Here is a 17748-nt window from a genome sequence, read left to right as displayed (position 1 = left end):
CTCCCGCACGGGGAGCCGGCCTTCGTCGTTCGACGGTGCGCTACCGCTGCGGCGCGGCGGTGGGGACGATCGGCGCGGGCAGCGCGGTGTCGCCCATGAGGAACCGGTCGACGGCGGCCGCGGCGCTGCGGCCCTCCGCGATGGCCCACACGATGAGCGACTGGCCGCGGCCGGCGTCGCCGGCGACGAAGACGCCCGGCACCGTCGACTGGAAGTCGTCACCGCGGGCGACGTTGCCGCGCTCGCTGTACTCGACGCCGAGCTTGTCGAGCAGGTCGTCGCGCTGCGGACCCACGAAGCCCATGGCGAGCAGCACGAGGTCGGCCTCGAGGGTGAAGTCGGTGCCCTCGACCTTCTCGAAGCGACCGCCCTCCATCTTGACCTCGTAGGCCTTGAGGCCGGTGACCTTGCCGTCCTCGCCCACGAACTCCTCGGTGCTCACGGAGAAGACGCGCTCGCCGCCCTCCTCGTGGGCCGAGCTGATGCGGTACATGAGCGGGTAGGTCGGCCACGGGGTCGACTCGGCGCGCTCGCGCGGCGGGACCGGCATGATCTCGAACTGGTGCACGCTGGTCGCGCCCTGGCGCAGCGAGGTGCCGAGGCAGTCGGCGCCGGTGTCGCCGCCGCCGATGATGACGACCTTCTTGTCCTTGGCGTGCAGCGGCGGCAGGCCGTTCTCGTCGAGGACGTCGTCGCCGACCGCGGCGCGGTTGGCCCACGGCAGGAACTCCATCGCCTGGTGGATGCCGTCCAGCTCGCGGCCGGGGATCGGCAGGTCGCGCCAGACGGTGGCGCCGTTGGCGAGCACGACCGCGTCGAAGTCCTCGCGGAGCTGCTCGACGGTCACGTCGACGCCCACGTTCACGCCGGTCTTGAAGACGGTGCCCTCGGCGTTCATCTGGGCGAGGCGGCGATCGATGTGCCGCTTCTCCATCTTGAACTCGGGGATGCCGTAGCGGAGCAGGCCGCCGATGCGGTCGGCGCGTTCGTAGACGGTCACCGTGTGGCCGCCGCGGGTCAGCTGCTGCGCCGCGGCGAGGCCCGCCGGACCCGAGCCGACGACGGCGATCTTCTTGCCGGTCAGCTTGGTCGGGTGCTGCGGCGAGACCCAGCCCTCGTCGAAGGCCTTGTCGATGAGCTCGACCTCGACCTGCTTGATCGTGACGGGATCCTGGTTGATGCCGAGCACGCACGACGCCTCGCACGGCGCGGGGCACAGCCGCCCGGTGAACTCCGGGAAGTTGTTCGTGGCGTGCAGCCGCTCGATGCCGTCGTACCAGCGGCCCTTGTACGCCAGCGTGTTCCACTCGGGGATCAGGTTCCCCAGCGGGCAGCCGTTGTGGCAGAACGGGATACCGCAGTCCATGCACCGAGAGGCCTGCTTGCGCAGGGTGGTCCCGTCGAAGGGCTTGTAGACCTCGTTCCAGTCCAGGAGCCGGAGCGGGACCGGCCGGCGAACCGGCAGCTCACGCGAGTTGTTCTTCAGAAAGCCTTGCGGATCAGCCACGAGCGGCCTCCATCACTGCGTCGTCGATGTTGCGGCCGTCGAGTTCGGCGCGCTTGATGGCGGTGAGGACGCGCTTGTAGTCGCGCGGCATCACCTTGGCGAAGAGCTGACGCTCCCGGGGCCAGTTGGCCAGGACCCGCGCCGCGACGGCGGAGTCCGTGTAGTCGTAGTGCTTGGTGACCGCACCGTGCACGAACTCGAGGTCGGCCTCGTCGAGCGACTCCAGCTCCACCAGTTCGGTGTTGAGGTCGCGCTCGAACTGGCCGTCGGCGTTGTACACGTAGGCCACGCCGCCGGACATGCCGGCGCCGAAGTTGCGGCCCGTGTCACCGAGGACCACCACGCGGCCACCGGTCATGTACTCGCAGCCGTGGTCGCCCACGCCCTCGACCACCGCGACGGCGCCCGAGTTACGCACCGCGAACCGCTCGCCCGCCTTGCCGTTGAGGTAGACCTCGCCGGCGGTGGCGCCGAAGAGGATCACGTTGCCCGCGATGATGTTGTCCGCGGCGACGAACTCCTCCGGGGCGTTGCGCGCCGGGCGGACGATGATCTTGCCGCCCGAGAGGCCCTTGCCGACGAAGTCGTTGGCGTCGCCCTCGAGGCGCAGCGTGACGCCCTTCGGCACGAAGGCGCCGAAGCTGTTGCCCGCGCTGCCCTTGAAGGTGATGTCGATGGTGTCCTCGGGGAGACCGTCGGCGCCGTGCGCCTTGGTCACCTCGTGGCCCAGCATCGTGCCCACCGTGCGGTTGACGTTCGAGATCGGCGTCTCGATGGTGACCGGCGCGCCGGTCTCCACGGCGACCCGCGCCTGCGAGATCAGCTGCTGGTCCAGGGCCTTCTCGAGGCCGTGGTCCTGCGGCTGGCTGCAGAACAGGTCCTGCTTCATGAACGGCGAATCGACCTGCGCCAGGATCGGCGAGAGGTCCAGCTTGCCCGCCTTGGCGTCGCCCCAGTGGGCCTGCGCCGCGGTGGTGTCGAGGATCTGCGACTGGCCGACGGCCTCCTGCAGGGTGCGGAAGCCCAGCTCGGCGAGCAGCTCGCGCACCTCCTCGGCGATGTAGAGGAAGAAGTTCTCCACGAACTCGGGCTTGCCGGTGAACCGGCGCCGCAGCACCGGGTTCTGAGTCGCCACGCCCACGGGGCAGGTGTCCAGGTGGCAGACGCGCATCATGATGCAGCCCGAGACCACCAGCGGGGCGGTCGCGAAGCCGAACTCCTCGCCGCCGAGCAGGGCGGCGATGATGACGTCGCGGCCGGTCTTGAGCTGGCCGTCGACCTGCACGACGATGCGGTCGCGGAGGCCGTTGAGCAGCAGCGTCTGCTGGGTCTCGGCGAGGCCGATCTCCCAGGGGGCGCCCGCGTGCTTGACCGAGGTCAGCGGGGTGGCGCCGGTGCCGCCGTCGTGGCCCGAGATGAGCACCACGTCGGCGTGCGCCTTGGAGACGCCGGCGGCGACGGTGCCGACGCCGATCTCCGAGACCAGTTTCACGTGAATCCGCGCCTGCGGGTTCGCGTTCTTCAGGTCGTGGATCAGCTGCGCCAGGTCCTCGATCGAGTAGATGTCGTGGTGCGGCGGCGGCGAGATCAGGCCGACGCCGGGCGTCGAGCCGCGGACCTCGGCGACCCACGGGTACACCTTGTGCGGGGGCAGCTGGCCGCCTTCGCCGGGCTTCGCGCCCTGCGCCATCTTGATCTGGATGTCGGTGCAGTTGCTCAGGTAGTGCGAGGTCACGCCGAACCGGCCCGAGGCGACCTGCTTGATCGCCGAGCGGCGGAAGTCGCCGTTCTCGTCGGGCGTGAAACGCCGCGGATCCTCGCCGCCCTCACCGGAGTTCGAGCGGCCGCCGAGGCGGTTCATGGCGATGGCCAGCGTCTCGTGCGCCTCGGCCGAGATCGAGCCGTAGCTCATCGCGCCGGTCGAGAAGCGCTTGACGATCTCGCTCGCGGGCTCCACCTCGTCGATGGAGATCGACGGGCGGTCGCTCTGGAAGCGGAACAGGCCGCGCAGCGACGCGAGCCGCTCGCTCTGGTCGTCGACCAGCTTCGTGTACTCCTTGAACACCTTGTACTGCCCGGTGCGCGTGGCGTGCTGGAGCTTGAAGACGGTGTCCGGGTTGAACAGGTGGTACTCGCCCTCGCGGCGCCACTGGTACTCGCCGCCCACCTCGAGCTCGCGGTGCGCCAGCTCCTCGGGGCGGTCGTTCATGGCGCGCTTGTGCCGCGCGGCGACGTCGGCGGCGATCTCGTCGAGGCCGATGCCGTCGAGCTGGCTCTGCAGGCCGGTGAAGAACTCGTCGACGACGTCCTGCGAGAGGCCGATCACCTGGAACAGCTGGGCGCCGGTGTACGAGGCCAGCGTGGAGATGCCCATCTTGGACATCACCTTGAGCACGCCCTTGCCGGCCGCCTTGACGTAGTTGGCGTTGAGCTTCTCCAGCGGGGTGCCGTTGAGCTCGCCGCGGATGTGCATGTCCTCGATGGTCGCGAAGGCCATGTACGGGTTGACCGCCGCGGCGCCGCAGCCGATGAGGGCCGCCATGTGGTGCACCTCGCGGGCGTCGCCCGACTCCACGATGAGGCCGACCTTGGTGCGGCTGCGCTCGCGCACCAGGTGGTGGTGCACGGCGGAGGTCAGCAGCAGCGACGGGATCGGCGCCAGCAGCCGGTCGGAGTTGCGGTCCGACAGGACGATCAGGCGCGCGCCGCCGTCGATGGCCTCGGAGACCTGGGTGCGCACGGTGTCCAGCGCCTCGCGCAGGCCCTTGCCGCCCTCGGCCACGTGGTACAGGCCCGGGATCACCACGGACCGGAACTCGGGCAGGGTGCCGTCGTCGTTGACCTTGACCAGCTTCTGCAGCTCGTCGTTGTTGAGGATCGGCTGCTCGAGGTGGATCTGTCGGCAGCTGATCGCCGCGGGGTTGAGCAGGTCGGACTCGCTGCCGATCGTGCCGCCCAGCGCGGTCACGATCTCCTCGCGGATCGCGTCCAGCGGCGGGTTGGTCACCTGCGCGAAGAGCTGCTGGAAGTAGTCGAACAGCAGGCGCGGGCGCAGCGAGAGCACGGCGACGGGGGTGTCGGTACCCATGGAGCCGATGGCCTCGGCCCCGGTCTTCGCCATCGGGGTGAGCAGGAGGTCCAGCTCTTCGGTGGTGTAGCCGAACATCTGCTGCCGCTGCGTGACCCGATCGTGCGCCATCACGGTGTGGGGGCGGTCCGGCAGGTCCTTCAGGCGCAGCAGGCCCTCGTCGAGCCACTCCTGGTAGGGCTCGGCGGCTGCGAGCTCGCCCTTGATCTCCTCGTCGGAGACGATGCGGCCCTGCGCGGTGTCCACGAGGAACATGCGGCCCGGCTGCAGGCGGGTCTTGTAGACCACATCGGCGTGGTCGATGTCGAGCACGCCCACCTCGGAACCGAGCACGACGAGGCCGTCCTTGGTGACCCAGATGCGCGAGGGGCGCAGGCCGTTGCGGTCGAGCACGGCGCCGATGACGGTGCCGTCGGTGAAGCAGACCGAGGCCGGTCCGTCCCACGGCTCCATGAGCGAGGAGTGGTACTCGTAGAACGCCCGGCGGGCCGGGTCCATGTCCTGGTGCCGCTCCCACGCCTCGGGGATCATCATCAGGACGGCGTGCGGCAGGCTGCGACCGCCGAGGTGCAGGAGCTCGAGCACCTCATCGAAGCGCGCGGTGTCGGAGCCGCCCTCGGTGCAGATCGGGAAGATCTTGTCGCCGGCGTCCTCGCCGAAGGCCGAGACGTCGAGCAGCGCCTCGCGGGCGCGCATCCAGTTCTCGTTGCCGTTGACGGTGTTGATCTCACCGTTGTGGGCCACGCGACGATACGGGTGCGCGAGCGGCCAGCTCGGGAAGGTGTTGGTGGAGAAGCGCGAGTGCACCAGGCCGAGGGCCGACTCGACACGCTCGTCCTGCAGGTCCACGAAGAAGCCCCGCAGCTGCGGGGTGGTCAGCATGCCCTTGTAGACGAAGGTCTGGCCGGACAGCGACGGGAAGTACACCGACTCCTCGCCCTGCGAGCCCGCGCCGGCACCGTCGGTCCCGAGCTCGCGCTCGACCCGCTTGCGGATCACGAAGCAGCGGCGCTCGAGATCCATGCCCGAGAGGGGGGCACCGTCGGCGTCCGTGCCGGCGATGAAGACCTGACGCATGGTGGGCATGGCGTCGCGGGCCAGCGCGCCCAGCGAGCCGTCGTCGGTGGGCTGGTCGCGCCAGCCCAGGACCGACAGGCCCTCCTCGGCGACGATGCGCTCGACGCCCTCGGCGGCCCTGGTCGCCTCGGCGGCGGCCTGCGGAAGGAAGGCGATGCCCGTGGCGTACGCGCCCTGGTGGGGCAGCTCGAAGTCCACGACCTCGCGGAAGAAGCGGTCCGGGACCTGGATGAGGATGCCCGCGCCGTCGCCGGTGTTGGGCTCGGCGCCCGCGGCGCCGCGGTGCTCGAGGTTGACCAGGGCGGTGATGGCCTTGTCGACGATGTCCCGGGACTTGCGTCCGTGCATGTCCACCACGAAGGCGACGCCACAGGCGTCATGCTCGTTCGCGGGGTGGTACAGGCCCTGGGGGCCCGGGGGGACGAATCGGCTCATCGAATACCTGCCTCTACGCAGCGCCTCACGGCGGAACGGGTTCTTCAAGGTTCGGCGATCGAAGACTGCTGATCGCCTCAGGCATCGTTGGCTGTACTGAAAACTGTAGTTTCCGCGCTCGGGATCACCAAATGGAAGGTCAACCTTACCGGCTTGGACCTGCGGCGATGCAGCTGTGAACCCCCGGCGGCCACTCGTTTCGGCTACGTTTCCACGACATGACCGGAAGTGATCCGGGCGAGCTGCTCACGGTGGGCCCGGGGCTCGCCGTCGCCCTCGTCGCCCTCGCCCTCACGGGCGCGGCCGTGGCGTGGCTCGGGCGCACCGGATACGGACCGGCGATCCTCGGTTCGACGGTCCGCGCGACGGTGCAGCTCGCGGTGCTCGGGATGGTGCTCAGCCTGATCGTGCGGAGCCTGTGGTTCACCGCGGCGTTCGTGCTGCTCATGGGCGTCACGGCGGGGTGGACGGCGGCGCGCCGCATCGTCGCGCGACGGCCGCGGTGGTCGGAACTGGCGGCGACGACCGCGGCGGTGGCCGGCCCGGCCGCGGTCCTGACGGCGGCGCTCATGGCGACCGGGGTGCTGCCGGCGCGGGGAATCGCGGTGATTCCCGTGGCGGGCAGCGCGATCGGTGCGGCGATGGCCGGCGCGGGGCTCGCCGGGAAGCGCGCCCTGGAGGAGCTGAACGCGCGACGGGGCGAGCTGGAGGCCGGCCTGGCGCTGGGCCTCGATCCGCTGTTCGTGCGGCTGGAGCTGGCGCGCAGCGCGGCCGCGACGGCGCTGATCCCCGCGCTGGACCAGACGCGGACCGTCGGGCTGGTCACGATCCCCGGCGCGTTCGTGGGCATGGTGCTGGGTGGCGCCTCGCCCCTCGCCGCGGCGGTGATGCAGCTGTACGTCCTGATCGCGATCCTGTGCGTGACGCCGATCGCCGTCGTCGCCGTGACGTGGCTGGTCGCCGACGGCCGCTACGAGACCGGGCCGCGCAACTACTGACCGCGTACGGCGGACCGCCGACGGAGCCTCGGTGCATCTCTGCGACCGGGCCCCGGCGTGTCGTCGCCGACACGCACCGAAGATCAGCGGGCGCCGATCGCGTCCAGCTCGGCGAGCGCGTCCTCCGGGAGCTCCAGCGCGGCGCCGGCGACGTTCTCGCGCAGGTGCGCGATCGACGAGGTGCCGGGAATCAGGAGGATGTTCGGCGAACGCTGCAGCAACCACGCGAGGGCGACCGACATCGGGGTGGCGCCGAGCCGGGCCGCGACCGCGTTCAGCGCGTCCGACTGGAGCGGGCTGAACCCACCGAGCGGGAAGTAGGGCACGTACGCGATGCCCTGCGCCGCCAGGGAATCCACCAGCTCGTCGTCGACGCGATGGGCGATGTTGTAGAAGTTCTGCACGCACGCCACCGGCGCGATCGACTGCGCCTCGGCCACCTGCTCGGCCGTCACGGTGCTCACGCCGAGGTGGCGGATCAGGCCCTGCTGCTGCAGCTCGGCGAGCACGGTGAAGGGCTCGGCGATCGAGCCGGCGCTGGGGGTGTCGAAATCGCCGACGCGCAGGTTCACCACGTCGATCACGTCGAGGCCCAGGCGCTCGAGGTTCTCGTCGACGGCGCGGCGCAGGTCGTCGGGCTCGAGGGCGGGAGGCCAGCCGCCGGTGTCGTCGCGCCGGGCGCCGACCTTGGTGACGATGTGCAGGGACTCCGGGTACGGGTGCAGCGCCTCACGGATGATCTCGTTGGTGACGAACGGGCCGTAGTAGTCGCTGGTGTCGATGTGCGTGATGCCGAGGTCGATCACGTCGTGCAGCACCTCGATCGCGGCCTCGCGGTCGGCGGGCGGTCCGAAGACGTGCGGCCCCGCGAGTTGCATGGCCCCGTAACCGAACCGGGTGACGGTGAGGTCGCCGCCGAGGTCGAAGGTGCCGCCGGGCGGGGTGGGTGCAGTCATGCGCCCATCATTGCACCGCCGTCGCCCGGTGTCAGTGCCCGTGCTTGGCCTCGCGAACCCGCCGCCAGCGCTCCATCATCTCGGGGAGCTCGTCGATCATGAACTCGAAGAAGTCGCGCATCACCGAGAGCCGCTCCGCGGCCGGGCCGCCCGTGGGCAGCTCCTCGATCCCCTCGATCGCGACATCGCGCCACCGCTCCAGGATCGGGTTGCGGGCGGCGAAGGCCTCGTACCAGATGTCGTCGCCGAGGGTGATCAGGCTGTGCCGCGACCCCGGGACGTGCGTGCGGCGGATCATGCTCGTCTGCTCGAGGTACCGCACGGCACCCGACACGGCTCCGGCGGACACCTGCAACCGCTCGGCGATCTGCGAGGGCGTGAGCGCCGCTTCCGGCGACGTCAGCACCGCGGCGAAGACGCGGGATGCCATGCGCTGCATACCCGCATCCACGAACGCGGCTGCCATGTTCTCCACGAAGTCCGGCGCGTCCATGCTGGTCACGATAGCTACAATTCAGACACTTCACAAATTTGTGAACTGAGCGTAGCGTCAGCGACATGACAACTGAAGTCATCCGCGTCGAGGGCCTCACCAAGACCTTCGGCAGCGCACACGCACTCACCGGGCTCGACCTCCACGTGACACCGGGAGAGGTCCACGCCTTCCTCGGCCCCAACGGGGCGGGCAAGTCCACCACCATCCGCGTCCTCCTCGGCCTGCTGAAGAAGACCTCGGGCACCGTCGAACTGCTCGGCGGCGACCCGTGGTCGCAGGCCCCCGAGCTGCACCGCCGCCTCGCCTACGTGCCGGGTGACGTGACCCTGTGGCCCAACCTCTCCGGCGGCGAGATCATCGACCTCATGGGGCGCCTGCGCGGCGGCCTCGACGAGGCGCGCCGGGCCGAGCTGATCGAACGCTTCGCCCTCGACCCCGCGAAGAAGGCCCGCACCTACAGCAAGGGCAACCGGCAGAAGGTCGCGCTGGTCGCCGCCTTCGCCGCCCGCGCCGAGCTCATGATCCTCGACGAGCCCACCTCCGGCCTCGACCCGCTCATGGAGGAGGTCTTCACACAGTGCCTCGCCGAGGCGAAGGCCGCCGGCACGTCCATCCTGCTGTCCAGCCACATCCTGTCCGAGGTGGACCGGGTGGCGGACACCGTCACCATCATCAAGGACGGTGCGTCGGTCGAGACCGGTTCGCTGGCCTCGCTCCGCCACCTGTCGCGCACCCGGGTCGAGGCGACGCTGGCGCGCCCCGTCGACCTGGCGAACACCGCGGGCGTGCACGACCTGCAGGCCGACGGTGACCGTGTCTCGTTCAGCGTGGAGTCCGCCGACCTCGGCCGCCTCCTCGGCGAGCTCGCGGCCGCCGGTCCCACGTCGCTGACCAGCCGCCCGCCGACGCTGGAGGAGCTCTTCCTGCGGCACTACGACACCGCCGGGGCCGTGCGATGACCGGCTTGGGCGCCACCCTGCGGCTGGTGGTGCGGCGCGACCGCATCCAGCTGGTGGTGTGGCTCCTGCTCTACGTGGCGATGGCCGCGTCGGCCTATTCGACGGCGAAGACCACCTACGCCGACCAGTCCGCCCTCGACTCCGCCGCGCGGGCCGCGAGCGAGAACCCTTCGCTCGTCGCGATGTTCGGGCCCGTGTACTCCGCCACCACCGGCGCGGTCGGCATGATCAAGATGGTCGTGATGATGGCGGCCGCGCTCGGGCTGCTCACGGGCCTGCTGGTGATCCGCCACACCCGCGCCGACGAGGAGTCCGGGCGGCGGGAGATGCTGGGCGCCTCCGCGATCGACCGCACCGCTCCCCCGCTCGCGGCACTCATCGAGAGCACCGCGCTGAGCCTGGCGATCGGCGTGCTGAGCGCCCTGACGCTCGTCGGCATGGGCGCGGACACGCAGGGCAGCATCATGTTCGGCGCACTCTGGGCGTTCACCGGCATCGTCTTCGCCGCGTTCGCTCTCCTCTGCGCGCAGCTCACGGAGGGTGCGCGCGCGGCGCGCGGCCTGTTCGCCGTGGGCCTCGGGGGCGCCTACCTGCTCCGGGCCGTCGGCGACGTCTCCGTCATCCGCACCGACGGGACGCTGCCCGCCGAGCCCGGCTGGGAGTCGTGGCTCTCGCCCCTCGGCTGGGCGCAGCAGATCCGCCCGTTCGCCGACGACCGGCCCTGGCCGATCCTGCTGCTGCTCGCGGCGTCGGTGCTGCTCACCGCGGCGGCGCTCCGACTCGCCGCGCAGCGCGACCTGGGCGCGGGCCTCATCCCCGTCGGTCGGGGCCGCGCACGCGGCAGCGCCCTGCTCGGTTCGGTGGAGGCGCTCACGTGGCGGCTGCACCGCGGCCAGCTCATCGGCTGGAGCATCGGCATGCTGGCCGTCGGCCTCGCCTTCGGCGGCATGGGCAGCGCGATCGACTCGCTCGCGGGCAACGCCGGCACGCGCGAGATGCTCGAGCGCCTCGGCGGATCCGGCTCCAGCCTGCTGGACGTCTTCTTCGGTGCCGAGTTCTCCATCATGGGCATGGCGGTCGCGGCGCTGGGCATCTCCATCGTCAACACGGCCTGCTCCGAGGAGACCTCGGGCCGCGCGGAGTACCTCCTGTCGGCGCCGGTGGCGCGGCTGCGCTGGTACGCGTCGCACCTGACCGCTGCGGTGATCGCGACGACGGTGGTCAGTCTCGCGCTCGGCGTGGGCGTCTCGCTCACCGCCGGCCGCGAGCTGATCGTCCCCGCGCTGGCCGCGCTGCCGGCGGTGTGGGTGATCACGGCGATCGCCGCCCTCGCGGGCGCGATCTCGGCGCGGTGGTCGTCCGTGGGCTGGATCGTGCTCGCGCTGTGCGTGACCACGATGATCGCCGACGTGCTCAAGCTCCCCGATTGGGTCGCGAAGGTCTCGCCATTCAAGCACGTCGCGACGCAACCCGGCGCCGCCGTGCTCACCGGGGCCACGATCACGCTGGTCGTGATCGCCGCTGCGGGTCTGATCGCGGCCGCCTTCTCCGAGTCCCGCCGGGACCTGGCCGCGTAGGCCAGCGTCGCTCCCGCTCCCGTTTCCGCCTCTTCATCCCGTTGCACCGGGATGAAGAGTGCGAAACGGGCGCGGGAAGGCGACGGCGAGGCCGATGGCGCATTCTGGATAGCGATCGTGTGAGACTGCATCCGTGACGAACGAGCCGCAACAGGACCTCTCGACGCCGCACGATCCAACGCCGGACGACGTCGCGGCGACGGATTCTGCTCCAGAGGCGGGCACAGGCCCCGGGGACACCGTGCCGCCTGAGTCCTCGCCGGACAACGCCGACCGGATCCCTCCGATCACGGTCGAGTGGGTGGCCCAGCCCGGGGACCTCCGCCGCGCGAGCTTGTCCGTACTGCGACAGCGGCGCTTCTGGGTGCGGTCGCTGGTGATCGGGCTCGTGGTGGGAGTGATCGTCGCAGCGGTCTGCATCGCCACGGGCAGCGGCTGGCCCCTGGGGCTGCTGATCGGCGGGTGCTTCTTCCTCGGCCTGAGTCTCGAAATTCTCCTGATCTGCCTGTTCGCCGCGTGGCGCCAGAACCGAAAGGTCCTGCGGGCCGGCACACGCTGGGCGGCCGGGAGCGATGCGACCCGTATCCGCATCGACAACCGGATCAACACGATCATCATCGCGCGAAGCGACATCGAAGGCTTCCGCCGCGTCGGCAGTCTCTTCGTCCTCCAACTTCCCGAGGGTGAAGTCCTTGCGATCCCGGCCGCGCTTCTGGAGTCGACTCTGACCGATCCGGCCTTCGCCCGTCTCATCGACTGAGACAGTTGACGTTTCACCTGAGAGACCCGGGGCTAACTTGAGAGATCAAAAGCCCTGCAAATGACTACTGACCGCAGCGAGCGAGTCAGCTGCGGTCAGTGCCCTCTCAGGATAACAGGAGAGTTGCGGTGATGCATATATCTCATCGCGATTCTTTTGTCACCGCGTTTTCGCGCTGCGACCGCATCGCTCCAGCAACAGCCGCCCGGCGGGATACGCCGCCAGCGACGCGGGCAGCGCGCCGGGCCTCCCGGACTCGAGCACGGCCACCACGGCGCCCAGCTCCGACGGTCCGCCGGGCTCCACTCCGAGCCGGCGCAGCGTCTGCCGTGCGACGGGTTCCGGCGAGTCGAAGACGGCGACCTCGCGCCCCGTCCGCTCCTGCAGCGCGGCCACGATCGGCTCCCTGACCAGCCCGTAGTGGGTGCAGCCCAACACCACCGACTCGATGTCGGCGGGGGTCGCGGCGGCCGCGGCGTCGATCGCCACCGCGACGCGCTCGGGGTCGCCGGAGTCGATCGCCTCGGCCAGGCCGTAGCAGGGGATGCGGTGCGCGAGGGCCGGGTCGGCGAAGGCGTCGATGAGCGAGGTCTGGTAGTCGCTCACCGTGGCCGCGGCGGTCGCCCAGACGGCGAAGGGCCGCCCCGTCGACCCCGCGGGGCGGATGGCGGGCACCACCCCGACCACGGGGACCGCGGGCTCGAAGCGGGCGCGCGCCGCCTCCAACGCGTACATGGAGCCGGTGTTGCAGGCGACGATGATCGCGTCGACGCCGTACCGGGCAGCGGCGCCGGCCATGGCGACCACGCACTCCGAGATCCGGGCGGGTTCCAGCAGACCGTAGGGCATGTTGTCCGGGTCGCGGGCCAGCACCAGCTCGGTGTCCGGCCGCACGCGGGAGAGGGCGTCGGCGTAGTTGACCATCCCGAAACCGGAGTCGATCACCGCCACGCGCATGACCCGAATTTACCGGGCGAGCCGCAACCGGAAGACGGTGGTCGCGCCCTCGCGCCGGTAGTCGACGTCGCCGCCCAGCAGCCGCGCGTTGTCCCGGGCGATCGCGAGCCCGAGGCCCGCGCCCCCGCCGGCGCCGCGCGAGCGGGCCTCCTGGGCCTTGGCGAACCGGCCGAACACCCGCTCCTCGTCGCCGGGCGGCACCCCCGGCCCGTGATCGCGCACCTCGACCACGCTCCCCTGCGGCCCGGAGGCCACGGTCACCGTCACGGGCGGGGCACCGTGCCGGACGGCGTTGCCGACGAGGTTGGTCACCACCGCGACCACCCGGCGCCGATCGGATTCGACGGTGAGGGGCGCACCGTCGACCTGGACGGAGTGCCAGCCGCGGGCGGAGAGCGCGTCGCGCAGGGCCCCGACCAGCTCGAACGGCGTGCGCCGCACCTCGGCGGCGCCGGCGTCGAGGCGGGTCATCTCCAGCAGGTCGTCGACGAGACCGGCGAGGGTGTCGACCTCGGAGGCGACCAGCTCGGAGGCGCGCCGGAGGTCGGCGTCGGCCGGGAGCGTCGCGGCCTCCTCGCGCAGCACCTCCGCGGCGGGGACCAGCGCGGCGAGCGGGCTGCGCAACTCGTGCGAGACGTCGCCGACGAACCGCCGCGACCGCGCGTCCTGGTGGCGCAGCACGTCGATCGACTGGTTCTGCCGGTCGAGCATGGAGTTGAAGGTGTCGGTGAGATCGCGCAGCTCGGTGACGTTCGTCGCGGGCAGGCGGGCCTCGGTGTCGCCGTCCGTGACCCGCGCGGCGACGGACTGGATCCGGCTGAGCGGCCTGGTCACCGTGCGCGCCACGATCAGCGCGACGAGGATGCCGAGCAGAGCGCTCCCGGCCACGGCGACGACGACCAGCAACGTGAGCCGGCTCAACCGGGGCCCGACGTCCTCGAGCGGCTGCACACCGTAGACCACGACGCTCTCCGCGTTGAAGATCGCCGGCCGAGGAACGCTGTGCGCGACGAGCACCTTCCCGTCCGGCAACCGCTGGAAGCGGTACAGCGACGGCACCCGCTCGAGCTCGCGCCGCATCGCCCCGGGGAAATCCTGCGGGGGTGCGGACCCCTGGCGGACGGTCACCCCGTCGACCTCCACGGTGTAATCGCCCGGGAGGAACTCCCCGATGCTCGATCGGCCTCCCGGCGAGGCCCCGCCGCTGCCCGGCGTCGGCATCCCCTGGCGCTCGAAGGTCTCCATGTCGTGCCGGAACGTGGTGAGCACGGCCTCCTGCGCGTCCTGATACACCCAGTCCCGCACCACCATCGCGACGGCGACGCCGGTGACGCCCGCGGTCAAGCAGGTCACGATCACGATGATCGCGAGGATCCGGGTGCGCAGGCCCGCGATCACGGCGTGGGCCGGAACCGGTAGCCGAAGCCGCGCACCGTCTCGATGTGGCTGTTGCCGTCGGGCGGGTCGATCTTGGGCCGCAGCCGCAGGATCGCGTTGTCCACCAGCCGGGAGTCGCCGAGGAAGTCCTGGTTCCAGGCCATCGCGAGCAGCTGCTCGCGGCTGAGCACCTGGCCGGGGTGGTCGGCGAAGGCGTACATCAGCCGCTTCTCGGTGGGCGTGAGCGGCAGGGGCGCACCGTCGCGCAGGACCTCCGCACCGGCCCGGTCGACGGTCAGCGGACCGTCGTTCGACGGTGCCGCCACCTCGGCCGACGGTGCCGGGGCGAGGTCGGCGGGCGCGGAACGGCGGAGCGCGGCCTTGATCCGGGCGTCGAGCACGCGGGGGCTGACGGGCTTGACGACGTAGTCGTCGGCGCCGGCCTCGAGCCCGGCGACGGTGTCGATGTCGTCCGAGCGGGCCGTGAGCATGAGGATCGGGACCGTGCTGGAGCGGCGGATGCGGCGGCACACGGCGAAGCCGTCCTCGCCGGGCAGGCCGACGTCGAGGATCACCGCGTCGGCGGCGGTCACGCGCTCCTCGAGGTCGTCCGTGGCGGCGGCCAGGTGCTCGACGGTGTGGTCGAGCCGGCCGAGCGAGAGCGTCAACGCGTCGACGATCGCCGGGTCATCCTCGATGAGCAGCAGTCTGACCACCCGTGAGGCTCCCTTCCACGTCGGACGTCCAGGCCCAGGCGGCCTGACCGACCCGGACCACCGCGGCGGCGCCGACGGCCACCAACCATGCTCCCAGGACATCGCCGGGGCGGTGCCACTGTTGGGCGACGACGAGGACGGAGACCACACTCCCGGCGGCGACGGCGAGGACGAGTGCCGCGGTCCGGTAGCGGCGCGCGGCGGAGCCGACCAGGATCACCGCGAGCGCGGCGACCACGGCGACGGTGTTCGACGGGAAGGAGTTGAGCTCGGGGCCGATGCCGAAGGAGGGCCGATCGAGCAGGGCCTTGAGCAGGTAGGCGCCCGCGACCGTCGAGGCGAGGACGAGCGCCGCCGAGACGGCGACCGTCTTGGACCGGCGGCTCGCGACGACCGCGGCGACGACGAGGCCGCCGACCGCGAGCATCGGGAGCTGATACCGGCCGAGCGCGCCCTCGACGGGGTTCTCCACCCCGAAGGCGGCGGAGATCATCCGCATGAGCTCGTGGTCGACGAGCTGGCCGGTCGAGTTTCCGACCGCCGCGAGGTAGAGCCCGCCGAGCGCCAGCGCGGCGACGACGGCCGTCGTCGCGGCGGTCCAGGGGCGTGTTGTTGCGAACATGACGCCGAGCATTGTCCCCCATCGTCGCCCGCCCGCCTCCGTTTCGCCCCACGAATGTCACAGCCGTGTCGCAGTCCGCGGGGGGTAGGCACACCCTCGCGACAACCCTTCCCTTACGGGAGGGTAGAGTTCGTCGCATTCGCGCGACACCTCCGCGCACATCCCTCACCTCGCACGCGCCGCGGCGCGGCGCGGCGAACCGACACGAAGGATCGACCGATGGCAGTGGACGCGCGCCTCCCCCGGGCCGTACGGGACAGCGACGTCGTCGCCGCACTACGGAGCCCGAGGCGCCTCAAGACCGAGTCACTCGCAGGGCTCGTGGTCGCGCTGGCGCTGATCCCCGAGGCGATCTCGTTCTCGATCATCGCCGGCGTCGATCCCCGGGTGGGGCTGTTCGCGTCGTTCACCATGGCCGTGACGATCGCGATCGTGGGTGGCAGGCCCGCGATGATCTCCGCCGCCACGGGTGCGGTCGCCCTCGTGGTGGCCCCGATCGCGCGGGAGCATGGACTGGACTACCTGCTCGCGACCGTGATCCTCGCCGGCGTCCTGCAGATCGTGCTCAGCGCCCTCGGTGTGGCGAAGCTGATGCGGTTCATCCCGCGGTCGGTCATGGTCGGGTTCGTCAACGCCCTCGCGATCCTCATCTTCCTCGCCCAGGTACCGCACATGACCGGCGTGCCGTGGCTCGTCTACCCGATGATCGCGGCGGGGCTGCTCATCATCATCGGCCTACCGAGACTGACCACCGCCGTGCCCGCTCCGCTGGTGGCGATCGTCCTGCTGACGGCGGTCACCATGACCGCCGGCCTCACGGTGCCGAACGTCGGCGACGAGGGCGATTTGCCGAGCACCCTTCCCCAGTGGCTCATCCCCGACGTCCCGTACGACCTGGACACGCTGCGCCTGATCGCGCCCTACGCCCTCGCGATGGCCCTCGTCGGCCTACTCGAATCGCTCATGACCGCCACCCTCGTCGACGACATCACCGACACCCGCTCCGACAAGACCCGTGAAGGCTGGGGCCAGGGCGTGGCGAACGTGGTGACCGGCTTCTTCGGCGGCATGGGCGGCTGCGCGATGATCGGGCAGACGATGATCAACGTCAAGAGCTCCGGCGCGCGGACGCGGATCTCGACCTTCCTCGCCGGCCTGTTCCTCCTGGTCCTCGTCGTGGGGCTCGGAGACCTCGTGGCCCGGATCCCGATGGCGGCACTGGTCGCCGTGATGGTGATGGTCGCGGTCGGCACCTTCGATTGGCACAGCATCGCCCCCGCGACCCTGCGCCGCATGCCGCGCAGCGAGACCGCCGTCATGCTCGTCACCGTCGCGATCACCGTCGCCACCCACAACCTCGCCTTCGGCGTCGTCGGCGGCGTCATCGTCGCGACGCTGCTCCTCGTCCGGCGCGTCGCACATTTCACCGAGGTCGTTCCCACTGAGTCGGCCGCCCCGGGCACGCGCACCTACCGCGTGCAGGGCGAGCTCTTCTTCGCCTCCAGCAACGATCTGGTGCACCAGTTCGACTACGCGAACGACCCGGACCACGTGATCATCGACCTGTCCGCGACGCACGTCTGGGACGCCTCCACCGTCGCGGCGCTCGACGCGATCGAGACCAGGTACCGCGGCAAGGGCAAGGAGGTGGAGTTCGTCGGGCTGGACGCGGCCTCCGCCGAGCGGCACGGGCGGCTCAGCGGTCACCTCGGCGGCGAGCATTAGGCTCACGCCATGGCAGAGACACCGGGATCGGGCCGCCTCCTGCAGATCGGACAGGTCGCGGAGGCCACCGGGTTGTCGCTCAAGACGATCCGGCACTACGACGAGGTCGGCCTGGTCACGCCGTCCGAGCGCAGCCCCGGGGGCTTCCGCCTCTACACCACCGCCGACGTCGACCGCCTGCTGGTGATCCGCCGCATGAAACCCCTGGGCTTCACCCTCGAGCAGATGCGGGACCTGCTCGCGGCGTTGGACACTCTCGCCGCCCCGTCCGCAGCGGCCGAGGTCCGCGCCGACGCGGAGGCCTTCGTCGACCAGTGCTCCGAGGCCGCGCAGCAGCGCTGCGCGGAGCTGCGGGCACAACTGGCGATCGCCGAGGAGTTCGCGACCACCCTCGCCGGCCTGGCCCGGCAGCGCTGACGACCGCAGGCGACGGAACGCGCGTTGGGCGGGGCGAACGCGCGGCGCCGCGGGGGTGAGGTCCGCAGCGCCGCGCCGGCG

14 protein-coding genes are annotated in these 17748 nt (G+C 71.1%); 6 read left to right on the top strand and 8 right to left on the bottom strand.

All coding sequences use genetic code 11. From position 1 onward, the window contains the following. Positions 1–40 precede the first annotated feature (40 nt). Together BLW32_RS02105 and gltB are read right to left on the bottom strand one after the other, a co-directional pair. On the bottom strand, positions 41–1507 hold the full coding sequence (locus BLW32_RS02105) for a glutamate synthase subunit beta (RefSeq protein ID WP_068740508.1): 1467 nt from the start codon (positions 1505–1507) through the stop codon (positions 41–43). After that, positions 1500–6107 (bottom strand): glutamate synthase large subunit, encoded by a 4608-nt coding sequence (gene gltB, locus BLW32_RS02100; protein ID WP_068740507.1) that lies wholly within the window; start codon positions 6105–6107, stop codon positions 1500–1502. Before gltB ends, BLW32_RS02105 begins: the two co-directional genes overlap by 8 nt. Positions 6108–6325: 218 nt before the next feature. On the opposite strand from gltB, the gene BLW32_RS02095 reads away from it, so the two are divergent. After that, positions 6326–7105, top strand: coding sequence for an ABC transporter permease (locus BLW32_RS02095; protein ID WP_068740506.1), 780 nt, complete (start codon positions 6326–6328; stop codon positions 7103–7105). 83 nt (positions 7106–7188) lie between these two features. On the opposite strand, the gene BLW32_RS02090 is transcribed toward BLW32_RS02095, so the two are convergent. Both BLW32_RS02090 and BLW32_RS02085 read right to left on the bottom strand, forming a co-directional pair. Then, on the bottom strand, positions 7189–8061 hold the full coding sequence (locus BLW32_RS02090; RefSeq protein ID WP_068526617.1) for an aldo/keto reductase family oxidoreductase: 873 nt from the start codon (positions 8059–8061) through the stop codon (positions 7189–7191). A 31-nt stretch (positions 8062–8092) separates the two neighbouring features. Further along, a complete protein-coding gene (locus BLW32_RS02085) occupies positions 8093–8554 on the bottom strand; it encodes a GbsR/MarR family transcriptional regulator (RefSeq protein WP_068526616.1) in 462 nt (153 codons plus the stop codon). A 65-nt stretch (positions 8555–8619) separates the two neighbouring features. On the opposite strand from BLW32_RS02085, the gene BLW32_RS02080 reads away from it, so the two are divergent. From BLW32_RS02080 to BLW32_RS02070, 3 genes are all read left to right on the top strand, one after another. Continuing rightward, entirely contained in the window at positions 8620–9516 is an 897-nt protein-coding gene (locus BLW32_RS02080) for an ABC transporter ATP-binding protein (RefSeq protein WP_068740503.1), read from the top strand. Continuing rightward, the gene (locus BLW32_RS02075) at positions 9513–11093 is read left to right on the top strand and encodes an ABC transporter permease (protein ID WP_068740501.1); all 1581 of its coding nucleotides are present in this window, start codon (positions 9513–9515) and stop codon (positions 11091–11093) included. The genes BLW32_RS02080 and BLW32_RS02075 overlap by 4 nt, the downstream gene beginning before the upstream one ends. Before the next feature lie 133 nt (positions 11094–11226). After that, positions 11227–11853, top strand: a complete 627-nt coding sequence (locus tag BLW32_RS02070) for a LapA family protein (protein ID WP_068526613.1) — start codon at positions 11227–11229, stop codon at positions 11851–11853. Between the two features lie 159 nt (positions 11854–12012). Here BLW32_RS02070 and BLW32_RS02065 read toward each other — a convergent pair whose 3' ends face one another. The 4 genes from BLW32_RS02065 to BLW32_RS02050 are packed head-to-tail and all read right to left on the bottom strand — an operon-like array spanning position 12013 to position 15525. Next, positions 12013–12810 (bottom strand): glutamate racemase, encoded by a 798-nt coding sequence (locus BLW32_RS02065; RefSeq protein WP_068740500.1) that lies wholly within the window; start codon positions 12808–12810, stop codon positions 12013–12015. Between the two features lie 9 nt (positions 12811–12819). Then, a complete protein-coding gene (locus BLW32_RS02060; protein ID WP_068740498.1) occupies positions 12820–14208 on the bottom strand; it encodes a sensor histidine kinase in 1389 nt (462 codons plus the stop codon). After that, the gene (locus tag BLW32_RS02055) at positions 14205–14903 is read right to left on the bottom strand and encodes a response regulator (RefSeq protein ID WP_068740495.1); all 699 of its coding nucleotides are present in this window, start codon (positions 14901–14903) and stop codon (positions 14205–14207) included. The genes BLW32_RS02060 and BLW32_RS02055 overlap by 4 nt, the downstream gene beginning before the upstream one ends. Further along, positions 14875–15525, bottom strand: coding sequence for a hypothetical protein (locus BLW32_RS02050; RefSeq protein ID WP_139286023.1), 651 nt, complete (start codon positions 15523–15525; stop codon positions 14875–14877). Before BLW32_RS02050 ends, BLW32_RS02055 begins: the two co-directional genes overlap by 29 nt. A 219-nt stretch (positions 15526–15744) precedes the next feature. Here BLW32_RS02050 and BLW32_RS02045 point away from each other — a divergent pair, with 219 nt between their 5' ends. Both BLW32_RS02045 and BLW32_RS02040 read left to right on the top strand, forming a co-directional pair. Then, positions 15745–17250 carry a SulP family inorganic anion transporter gene (locus BLW32_RS02045; protein ID WP_068740491.1) on the top strand — a complete coding sequence of 502 codons (1506 nt, stop codon included), beginning with the start codon at positions 15745–15747 and terminating at the stop codon, positions 17248–17250. A gap of 9 nt (positions 17251–17259) precedes the next feature. Next, positions 17260–17667 carry a MerR family transcriptional regulator gene (locus tag BLW32_RS02040; RefSeq protein ID WP_068740489.1) on the top strand — a complete coding sequence of 136 codons (408 nt, stop codon included), beginning with the start codon at positions 17260–17262 and terminating at the stop codon, positions 17665–17667. Positions 17668–17748 lie beyond the last annotated feature (81 nt).

Source organism: Tsukamurella tyrosinosolvens, from assembly GCF_900104775.1.
Taxonomy (GTDB): domain Bacteria; phylum Actinomycetota; class Actinomycetes; order Mycobacteriales; family Mycobacteriaceae; genus Tsukamurella; species Tsukamurella tyrosinosolvens.
Note: the sequence above shows the minus strand (reverse complement) of the source record. Positions and strands in the feature narration are given on the sequence as shown.

Excerpts from the sequence above, each read along its gene's own strand:
- gltB (WP_068740507.1), bottom strand. The coding sequence starts at position 6,107 with ATGAGCCGATTCGTCCCCCCGGGCCCCCAGGGCCTGTACCACCCCGCG.
- BLW32_RS02095 (WP_068740506.1), top strand. The coding sequence starts at position 6,326 with ATGACCGGAAGTGATCCGGGCGAGCTGCTCACGGTGGGCCCGGGGCTC.
- BLW32_RS02090 (WP_068526617.1), bottom strand. The coding sequence starts at position 8,061 with ATGACTGCACCCACCCCGCCCGGCGGCACCTTCGACCTCGGCGGCGAC.
- BLW32_RS02085 (WP_068526616.1), bottom strand. The coding sequence starts at position 8,554 with ATGGACGCGCCGGACTTCGTGGAGAACATGGCAGCCGCGTTCGTGGAT.
- BLW32_RS02080 (WP_068740503.1), top strand. The coding sequence starts at position 8,620 with ATGACAACTGAAGTCATCCGCGTCGAGGGCCTCACCAAGACCTTCGGC.
- BLW32_RS02075 (WP_068740501.1), top strand. The coding sequence starts at position 9,513 with ATGACCGGCTTGGGCGCCACCCTGCGGCTGGTGGTGCGGCGCGACCGC.
- BLW32_RS02065 (WP_068740500.1), bottom strand. The coding sequence starts at position 12,810 with ATGCGCGTGGCGGTGATCGACTCCGGTTTCGGGATGGTCAACTACGCC.
- BLW32_RS02050 (WP_139286023.1), bottom strand. The coding sequence starts at position 15,525 with ATGTTCGCAACAACACGCCCCTGGACCGCCGCGACGACGGCCGTCGTC.
- BLW32_RS02045 (WP_068740491.1), top strand. The coding sequence starts at position 15,745 with ATGGCAGTGGACGCGCGCCTCCCCCGGGCCGTACGGGACAGCGACGTC.
- BLW32_RS02040 (WP_068740489.1), top strand. The coding sequence starts at position 17,260 with ATGGCAGAGACACCGGGATCGGGCCGCCTCCTGCAGATCGGACAGGTC.